The organism is Sinomonas soli, assembly GCF_054782415.1.
In genome coordinates this window covers 1-15378 of record NZ_BAAGSN010000013.1, presented here as the reverse complement: position 1 = coordinate 15378, position 15378 = coordinate 1, and the positions used below count along the sequence as shown (strand labels likewise).

14 protein-coding genes are annotated in these 15378 nt (G+C 71.6%); 5 read left to right on the top strand and 9 right to left on the bottom strand.

Features of this window, described 5'->3' with window-relative positions; translation table 11 throughout:
- Positions 1–86: 86 nt before the first annotated feature.
- A complete protein-coding gene (locus ACYVKZ_RS12115; protein ID WP_460992504.1) occupies positions 87–1211 on the bottom strand; it encodes an LOG family protein in 1125 nt (374 codons plus the stop codon).
- Positions 1212–1297: 86 nt separating this feature from the next.
- On the opposite strand from ACYVKZ_RS12115, the gene ACYVKZ_RS12110 reads away from it, so the two are divergent.
- Positions 1298–2863, top strand: a complete 1566-nt coding sequence (locus ACYVKZ_RS12110) for a CehA/McbA family metallohydrolase (RefSeq protein WP_460992503.1) — start codon at positions 1298–1300, stop codon at positions 2861–2863.
- A gap of 155 nt (positions 2864–3018) precedes the next feature.
- Entirely contained in the window at positions 3019–4458 is a 1440-nt protein-coding gene (locus ACYVKZ_RS12105; RefSeq protein ID WP_460992502.1) for an amino acid permease, read from the top strand.
- Positions 4459–4508: 50 nt separating this feature from the next.
- On the opposite strand, the gene ACYVKZ_RS12100 is transcribed toward ACYVKZ_RS12105, so the two are convergent.
- The 4 genes from ACYVKZ_RS12100 to ACYVKZ_RS12085 form a co-directional block, all read right to left on the bottom strand.
- Positions 4509–5003 carry an FBP domain-containing protein gene (locus ACYVKZ_RS12100; protein WP_460992501.1) on the bottom strand — a complete coding sequence of 165 codons (495 nt, stop codon included), beginning with the start codon at positions 5001–5003 and terminating at the stop codon, positions 4509–4511.
- Between the two features lie 339 nt (positions 5004–5342).
- Entirely contained in the window at positions 5343–5918 is a 576-nt protein-coding gene (locus ACYVKZ_RS12095; RefSeq protein WP_460992500.1) for an HhH-GPD-type base excision DNA repair protein, read from the bottom strand.
- 116 nt (positions 5919–6034) lie between these two features.
- Positions 6035–7054: a sugar phosphate isomerase/epimerase family protein gene (locus tag ACYVKZ_RS12090; protein ID WP_460992499.1), complete on the bottom strand. Its 1020-nt coding sequence runs from the start codon at positions 7052–7054 to the stop codon at positions 6035–6037.
- Between the two features lie 35 nt (positions 7055–7089).
- Positions 7090–8313 carry a Gfo/Idh/MocA family protein gene (locus tag ACYVKZ_RS12085; protein WP_460992498.1) on the bottom strand — a complete coding sequence of 408 codons (1224 nt, stop codon included), beginning with the start codon at positions 8311–8313 and terminating at the stop codon, positions 7090–7092.
- A 132-nt stretch (positions 8314–8445) separates the two neighbouring features.
- On the opposite strand from ACYVKZ_RS12085, the gene ACYVKZ_RS12080 reads away from it, so the two are divergent.
- From ACYVKZ_RS12080 to iolB, 3 genes are all read left to right on the top strand, one after another.
- Positions 8446–9477 carry a LacI family DNA-binding transcriptional regulator gene (locus ACYVKZ_RS12080; protein WP_460992497.1) on the top strand — a complete coding sequence of 344 codons (1032 nt, stop codon included), beginning with the start codon at positions 8446–8448 and terminating at the stop codon, positions 9475–9477.
- 256 nt (positions 9478–9733) lie between these two features.
- Positions 9734–10474, top strand: coding sequence for a GntR family transcriptional regulator (locus ACYVKZ_RS12075; RefSeq protein ID WP_460992496.1), 741 nt, complete (start codon positions 9734–9736; stop codon positions 10472–10474).
- A 51-nt stretch (positions 10475–10525) separates the two neighbouring features.
- Positions 10526–11431, top strand: coding sequence for a 5-deoxy-glucuronate isomerase (iolB, locus tag ACYVKZ_RS12070; RefSeq protein ID WP_460992495.1), 906 nt, complete (start codon positions 10526–10528; stop codon positions 11429–11431).
- Positions 11432–11443: 12 nt separating this feature from the next.
- Here the strand turns inward: iolB and ACYVKZ_RS12065 are convergent, their stop codons facing one another.
- From ACYVKZ_RS12065 to ACYVKZ_RS12050, 4 genes are all read right to left on the bottom strand, one after another.
- On the bottom strand, positions 11444–12295 hold the full coding sequence (locus tag ACYVKZ_RS12065; RefSeq protein ID WP_460992494.1) for a hypothetical protein: 852 nt from the start codon (positions 12293–12295) through the stop codon (positions 11444–11446).
- A gap of 146 nt (positions 12296–12441) precedes the next feature.
- Positions 12442–13350 (bottom strand): sugar phosphate isomerase/epimerase family protein, encoded by a 909-nt coding sequence (locus ACYVKZ_RS12060; RefSeq protein WP_460992493.1) that lies wholly within the window; start codon positions 13348–13350, stop codon positions 12442–12444.
- The gene (locus tag ACYVKZ_RS12055) at positions 13347–14372 is read right to left on the bottom strand and encodes a Gfo/Idh/MocA family protein (protein WP_460992492.1); all 1026 of its coding nucleotides are present in this window, start codon (positions 14370–14372) and stop codon (positions 13347–13349) included. Before ACYVKZ_RS12055 ends, ACYVKZ_RS12060 begins: the two co-directional genes overlap by 4 nt.
- Before the next feature lie 15 nt (positions 14373–14387).
- Positions 14388–15299, bottom strand: a complete 912-nt coding sequence (locus ACYVKZ_RS12050; RefSeq protein ID WP_460992491.1) for a sugar phosphate isomerase/epimerase family protein — start codon at positions 15297–15299, stop codon at positions 14388–14390.
- Positions 15300–15378: the final 79 nt, after the last annotated feature.

The window sequence follows — 15378 nt, the reverse complement described above, 5'->3', positions numbered from 1 at the left end:
CCTAGGGACATGACCCCTCAACCGGTCTACCGGGTGAGGGGTCATGTCCCTGCGCTGAGGGGTCATGTCCCTGCGTCCGGCGGCGGTCAGCGCAAGACCGCGACCGCCTCCTCGACTGAGTCGACCAGGTGCACGCGCCCGGCCATGCCGCGGCCCCGGGCCAGGCTCTCGAGCAGCGGCCACGCGGGCAGCTCCTCGGTCCAGTGCCGCACCCCGACGAGGACCATCGGGGTGATCGTGCCGTCCGCGCCGTAGTAGTTCTCGCACGCGTCCTGGAAGACCTCCTGCACGGTCCCCGCCGCGCCCGGGAGGAAGACCACCCCGCCGGTGCACTTCTCCAGGAGCACCGCCTCGCGGACGGAGTTCGCGAAGTACTTGGCGATGTGGGTCGCGAACATGTTCGGCGGCTCGTGGCCGTAGAACCACGTCGGCACCCCGAGGTTCTCGGCACCGCCGGGGAACCCGCCGAGGACGCCGAGGGCCGCCCGCGCCCACGCGCTCACGGACGGGCGGAACAGGGGCACGACGGCGATCTGCCGCAGCGCCGCGTCCAGCGCACCCTCCGGGAAGGCCGAGAGGTAGGCGCCGAGGTTCGCGGCCTCCATCGCGCCGGGCCCTCCCCCGGTGGCGACCACGAGCCCCGCCGCAGCGAGCCCGCGCCCGAGGCGGGCGGCGTCGTCGTACGTCCGGCTTCCCCGCGGGGCGACGTGCCCGCCCATGACGCCCACGATCCGGCGCCCTGCGAACTTGCCCTCGAGGGCGTCCTGGAGGGCGTCGCCGATGTGGTGGTCGTGGAGGGCGGCCGAGATGGCGGACTCGACGCCGGCCCTCCCCTGCCGCTTGGTCCATGCGTAGATGAGCGCGTCCGGGGTCTGCTCGTAGGGCAGGGCGGTGACCCCCTCGTACAGCTCGGGCCCGGTGTAGAGGGTGGGCCGGTAGGGGTCGAACGGCACGCCGGGCAGGATGGGGAACACGAGGGCCCCGCGAGTGCGCAGCGACTGCTCCATCCCGTCCTGGAGGCGGCACCCCAGGAACATCGCCCCCGAGGGGTCCAGGCGCTTGAGGATGTCCGAGCGCCCCGTGAGGTCCACGGACTGGACGTGCCACCCGGCGAGCGCCGTCGGGCCGGCCGCCACGAGCGCGTCGAAGCGCTCAAGGGACTCGACCTCGAGCGTCCGGGGCATCGGGCCCAGCGCGGGCGTGGCGTTCATGGGGCCAGACTATCCACCCGCGGTGTTCAGGCCCCGGCCCTCCCCGCGTTGCCTACCGTTAAGTACGGGCCACCACGATGTCGCGGGTGACTTCCCCCTGCAAGGCCCACAGCGGCGACACCCCTGCCCCCCTCTCCCCCTCGCGCCGGGGCTTCCTGGCGGCCGCGCTCACCGGCGCGGCGCTGACCCTGGCACCCATGAGCTTCGCGGCCGCGGACAGCGGCACACAGAAGACCAAGACGATCACCGGCCACCTGGATCCGGGCGCGGCCGACTTCGTCTACCTGCCCGTGGAGGTCCCCGCGGGCGTGAACAAGATCAGCGTCTCCTACACGTACAGCAGGCCCACGGTGGCCCCGGGCCTGCTCTCCAACTCCTGCGACATCGGCATCTTCGACGAGCAGGGCACCCGCCTCCAGGGCAAGGGCTTCCGGGGCTGGTCCGGCGGCTTCCGGACCGAGTTCTTCATCAGCGCCGCCGAGGCCACGCCCGGCTACCTGCCCGGGCCGGTCGGCAAGGGCACCTGGAACATTGCCCTCGGCCCCTACCAGGTCGCCGAGGGCGGACTCGACTACTCGGTCACCGTCACCCTGGACTACGGCCCGGACGGCGCGCCCTTCCAGCCGAAGTACCCGGCCCAGGCCGTGGCCGGCAAGGGCGCGGGCTGGTACCGCGGCGACGCCCACCTGCACACCGTCTACTCGGACGGCAAGCGGACCCCGGAGGAGGTGGCCGCCGGTGCCCGGGCCGCCCGCCTCGACTTCATGATCTCCACCGACCACAACACGCCCGCCTCCCACGGGGTGTGGGGCCCGCTGGCCGGCAACGACCTCCTCATCCTCACCGGCGAGGAGGTCACCACCCGCAACGGCCACTACCTCGCGCTCGGCCTCCCGCCCGGGGACTGGATCGACTGGCGCTACCGCGCCCGGGACAAGGGCTTCGAGGACGCCGCCCAGCTCATCCGCTCACGCGGCGGCCTCGTGGTCCCGGCCCACCCGTACTGCCCCTACGTCGCGTGCCGGTGGAAGTTCGGCTACGACGACGCGGACGCGGTCGAGGTCTGGACGGGCCCCTGGACCCATGACGACGAGATGTCGATCAGCACGTGGGACTCGATGCTCGTCCACTCCGTCCGGACCAACGGCCGCTGGCTGCCGGCCATGGGCAACTCCGACGCGCACAGCTCCCCGCAGGTCATCGGCTGGCCGCACAACGTGGTCAACGCCGCGGCCCTCTCGCACGACGCGATCCTCGAGGGCATCCGCAGCGGCCGGTCCTGGATTGCCCAGTCGGCGGACATCACCCTCGACCTCGCCGTGAAGTCCGGCGGCCGGAGCGCGGGCATCGGCGAGCGGCTCGACGTCGCCCCGGACGCGCCGGTCACCGTGACGGCGACCGTCGGCGGGGTCCCGAACGGCGTGGTCCGCTTCATCACGGACGAGGGCCAGACGCAGCAGGTCACCCTGCCGGCCTCGGGCCAGGGCACGGTCACGTGGGTCACGACCCCGCAGCTCGCCGCCTACCTGCGCGTCGAGGTCCGCCACCCGAAGGGCGACGGCACCTCGGGCAGCGGCACCGAGATGGGCCCGGACCTCCCGCTCGGGCCGATGGCCGCGCTGACGAACCCGATCTTCCTCGGGTCGAAGTAGCACCACCGGAAGCACGACGTCGGCGGGCCGCCTCGCGCGAGGCGGCCCGCCGACGTCGTGCTCGCCGACAGCGGCGCCCGGCGGCGACAGGAGCCCGGGACAGGAGTACCCTGCGGAGCATCCGAGGATCGACAGCCAACCACCAGGAGGCCGCGATGTCAGGGAAGAACCAGTCCATCCTCCGGCGCAAGCCAATCGATGACATCGAGGAGGAGCCCGGGATCGGGCACCTGTCCCGGACCCTCGGCCTCTGGCAGCTGACCGCGATCGGCGTCGGCGGGATCATCGGGGCCGGCATCTTCTCCCTCGCCGGAGCCGTGGCGCACCAGACCGCCGGTCCGGCCGTGCTCGTCTCCTTCCTCGTCGCGGGCGTCGCGAGCGCGGCCGCCGCGCTCTCCTACGCCGAGTTCGCCGGCATGATCCCCAAGGCCGGCTCCGCCTACACCTACGGGTACACGGCCCTCGGCGAGGTGGTGGGGTGGTTCATCGGCTGGGACCTCCTGCTCGAGTACACGGCCATCGTCGCCGTGGTCGCGATCGGCATCTCCGGGTACTTCGGCTTCCTCGTGGGCCAGCTCGGCGTCGACCTGCCCGCGTGGATGCTCGGCGCCCCCGGCACGGGGCCCGGGCACGTGGTGGACGTCTTCGCGATCATCCTGTGCCTGCTCACGGCGTGGATCCTGACCCGCGGCATCCAGAGCACGGGCCGGTTCGAGCTGCTGGTCGTGGCCCTGAAGGTGCTGCTCGTCGTGGTGATCGTGGTCCTCGGCGTGTTCCACATCAACAGCGCCAACTACCACCCCTACTTCCCCTTCGGCTTCGGCGGGGTGATGACCGGCGCGGCCACGGTGTTCTTCGCCGTGTTCGGCTACGACGCGATGAGCACCGCCGCCGAGGAGTCGCGCGATGCCACCCGGCACATGCCCAAGGCCATCATCTACTCGCTCGTGATCGCCATGGTCCTCTACGTCCTCGCGACCCTGGTGCTCACGGGGATGCAGAACTACACGCAGATCGATCCGAAGTCCGGCTTCGCGAGCGCGTTCGCCGCGGTGGGGCTCCCCGGGGTTGCGGACGTGATCGCCGTCGGCGCGATCATCTCGATCCTGACGGTGATGCTCACGTTCATGCTCGGCGTCACGCGCGTGTGGTTCTCGATGAGCCGCGACGGGCTGCTGCCGAAGTGGTTCGCCTGGACCGACCCCAAGCGGCACGTCCCCACCCGGGTCACGTGGATCGTGGGCGTCGGCTCGGCCATCCTCGCCGGCGTCCTGCCCATCAACACCGTCGCCGAGCTGACCAACATCGGCATCCTGTCCGCGTTCGTGGTGGTGTGCCTGGCCGTGATCGTGCTGCGCTACCGCAGCCCCGAGATCCCACGGTCCTTCCGCACGCCGCTCATGCCGGTGGTGCCCGCGATCGGCGTCCTGTTCTCCCTCTGGCTCATCATCTCCCTGCCGTGGGAGACGTGGGTACGGTTCGCCGTGTGGCTCGTGGTGGGCCTCGCCATCTACTTCGGCTACTCCCGCCGGCACTCGCTGCTCAATCCGGACAGCCCGCGGCACGCCCAGGCGGGTGCCCCGGGCGGGCGGTGAGGGTCCGCGCACGACGGCGGGTGGCCGGCGTCGTGCGCGGGTGTCCTCCCCTAGCCGCGCACCTTCTCCACGAAGAGGCCGGCCCGCGCGCCCAGGCCCTCGATCCGCTTCGCCACGACGAGCGACGGATCGGGGTTGATGGGGTCCGCCGGCGGCTCGACGCGCACGTTGGCGCTGCACTCGAAGTCGGCGCAGATGAGGGTGCCGACCGTGTTGCCGTTGCGCCCCGAGGCCCCGGCGCGGCGGGCCACCCACAGCAGGACGTCGTTCGTGGCATCCACCGAGCGGCACAGCTCGCACAGCACCGCACGGTTCTTGCGTGCTCCGCCCTCCGGCGCGCGCAGCATGGCGGAGACGATCCGGCCGTCGGGCTGCGGGACCACGAGGTAGCCGCGCAGGGGCATCTTCGGGTCGCGCCAGCCGAGGACGTCGAGGGCGTCCCAGTCGAGCTCGTCGAAGTCCTTCGGCGGGGTGAGGCGGGCGGCCTCGGACCGGCTGGCGTTGATGAAGGAGGAACGGATCTGGTTCAGGGTGGTCTTCTGCATGGGAGGGCTCGCTTCGCGGCATCGCTTCGGGCCCGCGCTCGTCGGAGCGGGGCATGACGGGGCGGTGTCTGCCGTCCGGGTGCCGTGGGGTGCCCTCGTGAGATGGTCGGCACGCGGCAGCGCGCCGGGCACCTACGGGCTCGGGTTCAGGAAGCCTGGTCAGGCAGCGGAGGCAGACGGGCGCAGGGGTGCGCAGCAGGCCGTCACGGCCACCCCGCTCACTGCAGCGATCACGTCTGCTTCCCCTCATGGCGCCAGCCGGCGCGTCCTCGATGGGCCTGTTCGTCGCGGCCGGGACCCCGGCCGCGACGATGCTACCACGCGGCGTCTGGCCTCGCCCTACGAGGTCCGGGCCTTCGCGGCGGCCTTCTGCGCACGCTTGAACTCGCGCACCTTGGCCAGCGACTCCGGGGAGACGATGTCCGCGACGCTGCGGTGCGAGCCGTCCTCGCCGTAGGGGGCGGAGGCCTCGCGCCAGCCGGCCCCGGCGTAGCCGTACTGCTTGCCCAGCAGCGCCAGGAAGATCTTGGCCTTCTGCTCCCCGAAGCCCGGGAGCTTCTTCAGGCGCCTGAGCACCTCGGCGCCGTCGGGGGCGCCCTCGGTCCACAGGGCCGCCGCGTCCCCGCCCCAGTCCTGCTCGATCGCCGCGCACAGCGCCTGTACGCGGGCCGCCATCGAGCCGGGGAAGCGGTGCACGGCCGGGGTCTCCTTGAACAGCGCCGCGAACTCGTCGGGGTTCGTGTGGGCGAGCGCGGCGGCGTCAAGGGTGCCCGCGCGCTCGGCGATCTTGAGGGGACCGGCAAAGGCGGTCTCCATCGGAACCTGCTGGTCGAGCAGCATCCCGATCAGCAGCGCGAGCGGGTCCTCGGTGAGCAGGCGGTCGGCGGCGGCGTCGCCGGTGATGTTCAGGGTCATGGCGCCAGTCTCCCACCGGTCGCCCTCCCCCGTCGCGGCCCCGGACGGCCTGTGCACGGCGGTCCAACCCGCCGCACACAGCCGGGGGTGCGGTCGGGCGGAAACCAGCCCGGCCCTCACGCGCGGGCCGGGGCTCCTTCCCCGATCAGCCGTGCGGCCCCGAGCAGCACGCCGGCGGCGACCTCGAGGCCCTCGATCCGGCCGAGGGAGACGTCCTCGTGCTCGATGTTGACCATCATGTCCGGGTCCACCTCGCGGAGGGCGCGCAGGAATTCGGCCCAGTACGCGGCGTCGTGCCCGCGGCCGAGGGCCACGAAGTCCCACGCGGAGTCCTTGGGCCACTCGTTGGCCCACTCGTCGCCGCCCAGGTTGGTGCGCGGCTCGTCCGGGGAGAGCCGGCGGAAGCGGTTGTCCAGAACGCCGTAGAGCCTCGCGTTCTCGGGGTTGACGCGCACGTCCTTCGCCGCGGCGTGGAACACGAGGGGGCCGAGCTCGCGGACCACGGCGACCGGGTCCATCTGCTGCCAGAACAGGTGCGAGGCGTCCAGCTCCACCCCGACGTTGGTCGCGCCCGTCAGCTCGACCAGCCTGTAGACATCGGCGGTGTTGAACACGAGGTTCTGCGGGTGCAGCTCGAGGGCCACCTTGACGCCGTGGTCCGCGGCGAGGCGGTCTGTCGCGCGCCAGAAGTCCGCGGCGATGCCCCACTGGTAGTCGAGGACATCCAAGGCGGCGGAGTTCCACGCGTTGACGATCCAGTTCGTCACGCTCGCCCCGGGCTCTCCCCCGGGCACGCCGGACATGGTCACGACCCGGTTCTGGCCCAGGCGCTCGGCGAGGCGGATGGAGCGGCGGATGTCCTCGGCGTGCTTCTGCCCGATCTCGGGCTTGGGGTGGAGCGGGTTGCCGTTGCAGTTCAGCCCGGCGATGCCCACGCCGGAGCCCTCGAAGAGGCCGAGGTAGTCGTCCCGTGCCGTGTCGCTGGCCAGGATGTCGTCGAAGGTGGGCACGTGGACGGCGGGCAGGAAGCCGCCGGTGTTGATCTCGATGCCCGTGAGGCCGAGGCCTGCGATGACCTCGAGGGCCTCGGGCAGCGGGCGGTCGTGCAGGATCGCGTTGTAGACGCCGAGCTTCATGGTGGTCTCCTGGGGGAGGTCTGGTGGCGTCGGAATCAGCGCACGACGGCGGCGACGGGCTGACGCGCGGACGGCACCTCGACGCGGCGGCCGGCCTCGGCGGCGGAGGCGGCGACGGCACCGAGGATCTCCATGTTGCGCACGCCCTCGTCGAACGTCGCGCAGCGCGGCAGGGACTCGGCCTCGGCCACCCCTGCGACCTCCTCGAGGAAGGCACGGGCCTGGTAGCCGAAGGCGTCGTTCTGGCCGAAGCCGACGCCCGGGGCGTCCATGGCCAGGCCGCCGGCGATGTAGGGGTGGTCGGGGCCGAGGATGACCTGGCGGTAGCCGTTCTGGGCGGAGGGGCCCTCGTGGAGGAAGAGGCCGATCTCGGCGGGGCGGCGCTGGTCGAACGAGGCCGCGCCGTTCTCGCAGAAGACCTCGAAGACGAGCGAGTTGGGGTGGCCCGCGGCGACGCGGGAGACGGACAGCGACCCAGTGCACGAGGCGAACTCGGCAGAGAAGGAGGCGACGTCGTCGTTCTCCACCGGCTCGGACGTGTCCGAGACGGCCGCGTGGTCGTGGCCCATGACGGCCCCGATCGGGAGCGGGCGCTGCGTGATCGCCGTGGAGAGCTCCCCGCCGGAGACGGACCGGATGTCCCCGCAGAGGAACTCGCCCACATAGGCGAGGTGGCTGCCGATGTCCGCGAGCGCGCCCGAGCCGGGGCCGCCCTTGTAGCGCCAGCTCATGGGGGCCTGCGGACTGCAGCCGTAGTCGGTCCAGTAGCGGCCCGAGAAGTGCAGCGGACGCCCGAGCGTGCCGTCCTGGATGAGCTCACGGATGGCGGCGATGCCGGGCGTGCGGCGGAACGTGAAGCCGATGCGGCCCAGGACCCCGCGCTCCTCGGCAGCGCGGGCGGCGTCCGCCATGGCCCGGGCGTCGGCGAGGGCATCGGAGAGCGGCTTCTCGCACAGGATGTGCTTGCCTGCCGCGAGGAGGCCCTCGACCACCTCGCGGTGCAGCGAGTTGGCGATGACCACGCTCACCACGTCGATGTCGTCCGCCTCGGCGACGGCCTGCCAGGAGGAATCGTGCCGGGCGTAGCCGAAGCGGGTCGCGGCCGCCTGCCCGAACTCTGCGTTGACGTCGCCGATGGAGACGAGCCGGATCTGAGGGAGCGTGGGCCGGTAGAGGGTGCTCGCGGTGCGGTAGGCAGCGGCGTGGGCCTTGCCTGCCATGCCGGCGCCGATGACGGCGACGCCGAGGGGCTTGCTCATGGTTCTCTCCTTCGAGGGGTCCGGCGACGCCGGAAAGTCTGGTCTTTGGAGCGCTCCAAATTACGATACGGGGCCCGACTTTGTCCTGTCAATAGCCTCCTGCCCTCCGCCGGGCAATGCCATGATGGTGCCGTGCCGACTGATGCGACCCCACGCCCCACGATCTACGACGTGGCCCAGCGGGCAGGCGTGTCCAAGTCCCTCGTCTCGCTCGTCCTGCGCGGGGCGCCCCACGTCAGCGACGCGCGGCGGGAGGCCGTCGAGGCCGCCATCGACGAGCTCGGCTACCGCCCGTCCCGCGCCGCGAGCGCGCTCGCGAGCCAGCGCACCCGGACGGTCGGCGTCCTCATCGATGACTTCCACAACCCATGGTTCGTCGAACTGCTCGCAGGCCTCCGCTCGGTCCTCGACCCGGCCGGGTACACCGCGAGCGCTGCCGATCTCCAGCTCGACGCCGCGGGGCGCAGCCCCGTGGAGGGCTTCCTGGCCCAGCACGTCGACGCGCTCGTCATCGCGGCGGACCTCACGCCCGGCGCGCTCGACGGCGTGGGGGCGCCGATCGTCGTGGCCGGCACCCGAGCGCTCGGGGCCGGGGACGCCGGACAGCCCTTCGATGTCGTCCAGCCCTTCGATGTCGTCGCAGGCGACGACGAGCTCGGGGGGCGGCTGGCGACCGAGCACCTGCTCCGCCTGGGCCACGCCCGGGTGGCCCACCTTGCCGGGCACAGCGGCCCCGGCGATGCCCGGCGGCGCGGGTACGAGTCGGCCATGCGGGCCGCGGGGCTCGAGCCGGTCACCACGGGCGGGGGCGCGACCACGGAGGCCGCCGGGTACGCCGCGGCCTGCGCGCTCCTGGAGGCGCACCCCGGCGTGACCGGAATCGTCGCGGCGAACGACGTCATGGCCGTGGGTGCGCTCGCGGCGCTGCGCGAGCGGGGGCTCTCGGTGCCGGAGGACGTCTCGGTGGTCGGCCATGACGACTCGCCCCTGGCCGCCTATCGGTACCTCGCGCTCACCAGCGTGGACGGGCACTCCCGCGACGTCGGGGCCGCGGCCGGCCGGGCCCTCCTGGCGCGCCTCGCCGACCCTGCGGCACCGCCGCACCACGAACTCCTCTCCCCCGACCTCGTGGTCCGCGGCTCCACCGCCCCGGCCCGCCCCTGACCCACCCCCGTCTGGGAGTCACCTCCTGGGAGCCACCTCCTGAGGAGCGGGCAGATCGATACAACTCGCGCGGCCCGGGGCTCCACAATCCCCGAAGGTCAGGTCGGTTTGTCCTGACAAGCTTCCCCGCAGCGCGCGACCCCCGCGGCACCCTGTCCACGCACGATGCGCGGTGCTACGATCACTTCAATATTTTGTCCTATCAACCAAACATTCGGCCAGGGCTAGTCAGCCCCGCCGGGCCCAAGGAGGGGTCATGGCAGCCACCCTCAACATCCCGATCGACAGGTCCTCTCCCGTGCCGCTGTACCACCAGGTGGTCCAGGGAATCGAGGGCATGATCCGCAATGGCCTGCTCGAGCCGGGCTCCAAGCTCGAGAACGAGATTGAGCTCGCTGCCCAGCTCAACCTGTCCCGACCCACCATGCGCAAGGCGATGGATGAGCTCGTCCGGGCCGGCCTGCTCGTGCGCAAGCGCGGCGTCGGCACCCAGGTCGTGGCCAGCCAGGTGCGCCGCCATCTGGAGCTCTCGAGCCTGTTCGACGACCTGGCCCGCGGCGGCAAGCGCCCCAGCACCCGGGTGCTCAAGTTCAGCCACGGTCCCGCGGACGCGGAGGTGGCGCAGACGCTGCAGCTGCCCCAGGGCGTCGGCGTCTACCACTTCACGCGCCTGCGCTCGGTCGAGGGCAAGCCGCTCGCGCTCATGGAGAACTGGGTGCGGGACGACGTCGCCGAGCTCACGGAGGTGGGCCTGCGCGAGCAGGGCATGTACCAGATCCTGCGGGACGGGGGCGTGAACTTCCGCCTCGCCAACCAGCGCATCGGTGCCGCCGTCGCGGACGAGTACCAGGCCGGGCTGCTCGAGGTGGCGCCGGGCTCGGCGCTCGTGACCATGGAGCGCACCGCGGTCGACGACACGGGCCGCAGCGTCGAGACCGGCCGGCATGTCTACCGGGCCGACTCCTACAGCTTCGAGATGACGCTGGTCCAGCGGTAGGCCGCGCGCTCAGCCCGCTCCCGGATCAACAGCACCACTGAAAGGAATCAGATGGCACAGTGGGTCTTCCCCCTCGGTTCGGCGTCCGACGGCGACTGGCAGGTCTCGCTCGGCGCCCACGACAGCGCGCTCGCCGCCGACGGCTGGAGGCACACGGGGATCAAGGTCGCCGAGCTTGCTGCCGGCGCGAGCGTGTCGCTCGAGGCCGCCGGCGAGGAGCGGATCGTGGTCCCGCTCTCCGGCGCCTTCGAGGTCAGGGTCGACGGCGAGCCCCACCTCCTGCGCGGCCGCACCTCGGCCTTCGCGGGCCCGAGCGACGTGCTCTACACGGGGATCGGGAAAGCCGTCACCATCACATCGGCCGACGGCGGCAGGGTCGCCGTCGCGCTCGCCCCCGCCAAGGCGGAGTACCCGACCAGGCTGGTCCGCGCGGAGGAGACCCCCGTGGAGCTGCGCGGCGCCGGGAACTGCTCGCGCCAGGTGCACAACTTCGGCACCCCTGCCGCGCTCGAGGCGGACCGGTTCATCGTGTGCGAGGTCATCACCCCCGCCGGCAACTGGTCCTCCTATCCCCCGCACAAGCACGACGAGGAGAAGGACGGCGAGACGGCGCTCGAGGAGATCTACTACTTCGAGACGCGCCTCGCTCCCGGCTCCCCCGCCGCCGGCCGGGACGGCGCCGGCCAAGACCCGGTCGGGTACGCCCGCGTGTACGCCTCCGACGAGCGCCCCATCGACGTCCAGGCGGAGGTGCGCACCGGCGATGTGGTGCTCGTCCCCTACGGCTGGCACGGGCCCGCGATGGCGGCCCCCGGCTATGACCTGTACTACCTCAACGTGATGGCAGGCCCGGGCCGCGTCCGCGACTGGCTCATCAGCGACGACCCGCACCACGGCTGGGTGCGCTCGACGTGGGAGGGCCAGCAGGTGGACCCGCGCCTGCCGTTCGCGTCCTAGGCAGCGGCCGGGCTACGACGCCGAGGGGCTCGCGCTCGACGACGGGCTCGACGACATGCCCGAGGTCTCCGAGCTGCTGGACGAGCTCGAGGAGCTCGGGCTGCTGGACTCGGTGGACGTCGACGAGGAGCTCGTCATGCTCGAGGACGGGCTGGACGTCGAGGAGCCGGTGGCCTTGTGCAGGACGTCGTTCACGAGCCCCTCGAGCTCGTGCTGATCGGTGTCGCCGAGGTTGCCGCCGCTCTTGGTCGCGACGACCAGGAGCCGGCCCTGGGCGCCCGAGACCTGCATGAGCATGTCCGAGCTGTTGTCGCCGCGGGTGCTGACCGTGCCGAACGTCTCCGCGGCGTCTGTGGTGGCCTGCAGCTGCTTGCTCGCGACCGTGACCTTCTGGCCCAGCGCCGAGACCGTGAACTTCGCGCAGGCGCCCATCTTGCCCTCGATGTCCTTCAGGACCTGCTGCGAGTCGGGGCCCTCCGAGCCGGACTGCGCCGAGACCGTCCGCGGCTTCTGGCTGTCCGAGATGGCCACCGCCACGGAGCCGTTGTCCACGCTGTTGACCAGGCCGGCCGTCGCGATGGACTTGCAGTCGCTCGGATCCACCGTCGCCGTGCTGAGCAGCACCTTCCCGAGGTCCTTGCCGGCGTTGACCTGGTCCTTCGAGTAGGGCTTGAGGTCGTTGCCGTCCGAATCCTTCAGCCCCGAGACCAGGGACTGGAGGTCCGAGTCGCTGTAGACCTTCGCGCTCGGGCTCGCCGAGGAGCTCGCGCTCGGGCTCGAGGCCGTTCCACCGCCGCCCGTGCAGGCAGCCAGCGCCAGCGCTGTCACCCCGACGATCCCCGTGCCGAGAGCCTTCTTCTTCATGCCGTTCATGGTGGTCCTCCACTCGTTGCGCTCGATCACAGCGCCGTTACCCGACCACGAGCAGTCCCCAAACCACGGGGCGGAGAACGGAAGGGGCAGGCCCGGGGCGGTGCCCCGGGCCTGGCCCTTCGATCCGTGGGAGCGGCCTACGCGTGCGCGCGGGCCGGCTCCCCCGAGCGCGCGGCGCCGGCCCGCGCGGAACGCTCGGCCATCTGTGCGAGCTGGTAGCGGGAGACCTCCGCCGCGTTCTCGTTCTCGGCGAAGACGCTCGAGACCATGACGGTGTCCTCCCGGTCGAGGAAGCCGATCTCGGCGAGGCCGTCGAAGAACCCGTCCCAGTTGACGTCGCCGGCGCCGATCTTGAGGTGCTGGTGGACCCGCACGGCGTTGCCCGGCGGATTCGTGATGTACCGCAGGCCGTGGGAGGCGTGGTGGTCCATCGTGTCGGAGACGTGGACCACGCGGAGGCGCTCGCCGGCCGCGCGCATGATCTGCAGCGGTTCGTCCTCCATGTGGAAGGTGTGCGAGGCGACGTACACCATGCCGACGTTCGGCGAGTTGAGCCCGCGGATCACGCGAAGCGCCGCCAGCCCCTCCTCGACGAAGTCGTCCGGGTGCGGATCGATGGCCACGTGGATGCCCTCGCGCTCGAAGACCGGCAGAAGCTCCTCCATGGACCTGTAGAAGCAGGCCTCGGACTCCTCGGGCTTCTCCGGGCGCCCGGAGAACTCGGTGTTCATCTGGGTGCAGCCCAGGTCCGCGGTGATCCGGATCGCGCGCTTCCAGTACCTCACGGCCGCCTCGCGCAGCGCCTCGTCCGGGCCGGACCAGCGCAGCACCGGCAGGACCGAGGCCACCTGCACGCCTGCGTCGGCGCAGGCCCTGCGGAACTGGCGCACGAGCTCGTCGTCGGCCTTCGGATGCGTGAAGAAGGGGATGAAGTCCCGGTGGGGCGTCATCTGGAGGTACTCGTAGCCGAGCTCGGCGGCGAGGGCCGGGAACTCGAGCAGCGAGTGCGTCGAGTGGAACGGCGTGGGGTCGAGGGCGAGCTTCACTGCTCCGCCCCCGCATACAGCGCCGGCTTCTCGTTGAGGACGACGGCGACCCGCTCGCCGCTCTTCTGCGCCTCGACGCCCGCCTCGCAGCAGGCAGCCGTCGCGTAGCCGTCCCAGGCCGAGGGGCCGCCGATCTCACCCCGGAGGGCGGCGTCGACCCACGACTGCACCTCGACGTCGTACGCCGTGCCGAAGCGCTCGATGAAGCTCGGCGTGACCTCGCCGCCCCACCGGCCGGCGCGGCGGAGGTACGGCCCGGCGTCGGCGCCGATGTCCACGATGCCGTCCTCGAAGGCGGCCTGCGTGGCCACCTCGTAGCCGAACTGGGCGTTGACGAAGATCTCGACGTCGACCAGGACGCCGGAGGCGGTGTCGATCAGGACGTGCTGCGGGTCGTGCTGGCCCGCGGGCGCCTTCGACGTGGCCTTGCCCAGGCGCACCTGGACGGAGGTGATCTCCTCGCCTGTGAGGTACCGGATCACGTCGAACTCGTGCACCACGGAGTCGTTGATGAGCATCTCGTTGGTGAAGCCTGGAGGGGTGTCGGGGTTGCGGTGCCGGCAGTGGAGCATGAGCAGTTCGCCGAGTTCCCCCGAGCGGACCAGGCCGCCGAGTGCCGCGTATTCGGCGTCGAAGCGGCGCATGAAGCCGACCTGGATGCGCTGGCGGCCCAGCTTCTGCTCGGCCTCGACGATCTTCCACGCCGAGGCGGCGTCCGGAGTCAGCGGCTTCTCGCACAGGATCGGGATGTCCCGCTCGAGCGCCTCGAGGAGGGCGGCCTCGTGGAGGAAGCCGGGGGTGGCAATGAGGACGGCATTGACGTCGCCGGACTCGTAGGCCTCGGCGGCGGTGGCGTAGGCCTTCGCCCCCGGGATCTCCGCGATCGCGGCCTTGGCCCGATCAAGGTCGATGTCGACGACGGCGCCCACGTCGGCGCCGTGGATGCGAGTGTGCAGGCGCTGGATGTGGTCCGCGCCCATACGGCCGGCGCCGATGACGGCGACACGCAGGTTCTCAGCCATGGTGTTGTGCCTTTCTCAGGAAACCCGCGTGCGGGAGCCGCACGAGAGGAGATAGTTGCGGGTGCGCTTGGCGATCGGGAGTGGGACGTCGAACGCGACGGGGTACATGTCCTGCTCGACGATGCCGAAGATCGGGCGATCGAGCGCCTCGACGGCCTCGATGACCTCGCGGAGGTCGGGCAGGCCCGACGGCGGCTCCGCCATGACGCCGGCGGTGTTGGCGGCGGCCCAGGTCATGTTCTCGGCGCGCACCTTCGCCAGGACGTCCGGGTCGATCTGCTTGAGGTGCAGGTAGCCGATGCGCTCCGGGTACTTGCGGATGAGGTCCACGCTGCTCGCGCCGCCGTATTCCGCGTGGCCCGTGTCGAGGCACAGGGTGAGCAGCTCGGGGTCGGTGTTCTCGAGCAGCCTCTCGATGTCCGCCTGCGCCTGGACGTGGGAGTCGGCGTGGGAGTGGAACTGCTGCCTGAGGCCGAACTGCTCGGCGAGGCGGCGCCCCAGCTCGTCGTGGCCTTTGAACAGGGAGTCCCACTGCTCAGGAGCGAGGATCTCATTCTCGACGGCCTCGCCCGTGACGTCGTCGCGCCACATGGCCGGGATGACGACGATGTGCTCGCCGCCCATCGCGGCCGTGAGCTCTGCGACCTGGCGGGCAGGCTGCCAGGCTTCCTCCCACTGGTCCCGTCCCCGATGGAAGGCGGTGAACACCGTGCCGGCGGAGACCTTCAGGTCGCGGGCCTTGAGCTCGTCGGCAAGCCGGGACGGGTCGGTGGGGAGGTAACCGTAGGGGCCGAGCTCGATCCAGCGGTAGCCGGCCTCGGCCACCTCGTCCAGGAAGCGCTCCCACGGGGTCTGCTTCGGGTCGTCGGCGAACCAGACGCCCCACGAGTCCGGGGCCGTGCCGATGATGAGCGTGTTCTCAGTCATGTCTCTCTCCGTGCGGCTGGGTCTAGTTGGAGGGGAAGTTGTAGGTGGCGTCGGAGGCGTGGGTGGGTTCGGGCCAGCG

Excerpts from the sequence above, each read along its gene's own strand:
- ACYVKZ_RS12115 (WP_460992504.1), bottom strand. The coding sequence starts at position 1,211 with ATGAACGCCACGCCCGCGCTGGGCCCGATGCCCCGGACGCTCGAGGTC.
- ACYVKZ_RS12105 (WP_460992502.1), top strand. The coding sequence starts at position 3,019 with ATGTCAGGGAAGAACCAGTCCATCCTCCGGCGCAAGCCAATCGATGAC.
- ACYVKZ_RS12100 (WP_460992501.1), bottom strand. The coding sequence starts at position 5,003 with ATGCAGAAGACCACCCTGAACCAGATCCGTTCCTCCTTCATCAACGCC.
- ACYVKZ_RS12095 (WP_460992500.1), bottom strand. The coding sequence starts at position 5,918 with ATGACCCTGAACATCACCGGCGACGCCGCCGCCGACCGCCTGCTCACC.
- ACYVKZ_RS12090 (WP_460992499.1), bottom strand. The coding sequence starts at position 7,054 with ATGAAGCTCGGCGTCTACAACGCGATCCTGCACGACCGCCCGCTGCCC.
- ACYVKZ_RS12085 (WP_460992498.1), bottom strand. The coding sequence starts at position 8,313 with ATGAGCAAGCCCCTCGGCGTCGCCGTCATCGGCGCCGGCATGGCAGGC.
- ACYVKZ_RS12075 (WP_460992496.1), top strand. The coding sequence starts at position 9,734 with ATGGCAGCCACCCTCAACATCCCGATCGACAGGTCCTCTCCCGTGCCG.
- iolB (WP_460992495.1), top strand. The coding sequence starts at position 10,526 with ATGGCACAGTGGGTCTTCCCCCTCGGTTCGGCGTCCGACGGCGACTGG.
- ACYVKZ_RS12065 (WP_460992494.1), bottom strand. The coding sequence starts at position 12,295 with ATGAAGAAGAAGGCTCTCGGCACGGGGATCGTCGGGGTGACAGCGCTG.
- ACYVKZ_RS12055 (WP_460992492.1), bottom strand. The coding sequence starts at position 14,372 with ATGGCTGAGAACCTGCGTGTCGCCGTCATCGGCGCCGGCCGTATGGGC.
- ACYVKZ_RS12050 (WP_460992491.1), bottom strand. The coding sequence starts at position 15,299 with ATGACTGAGAACACGCTCATCATCGGCACGGCCCCGGACTCGTGGGGC.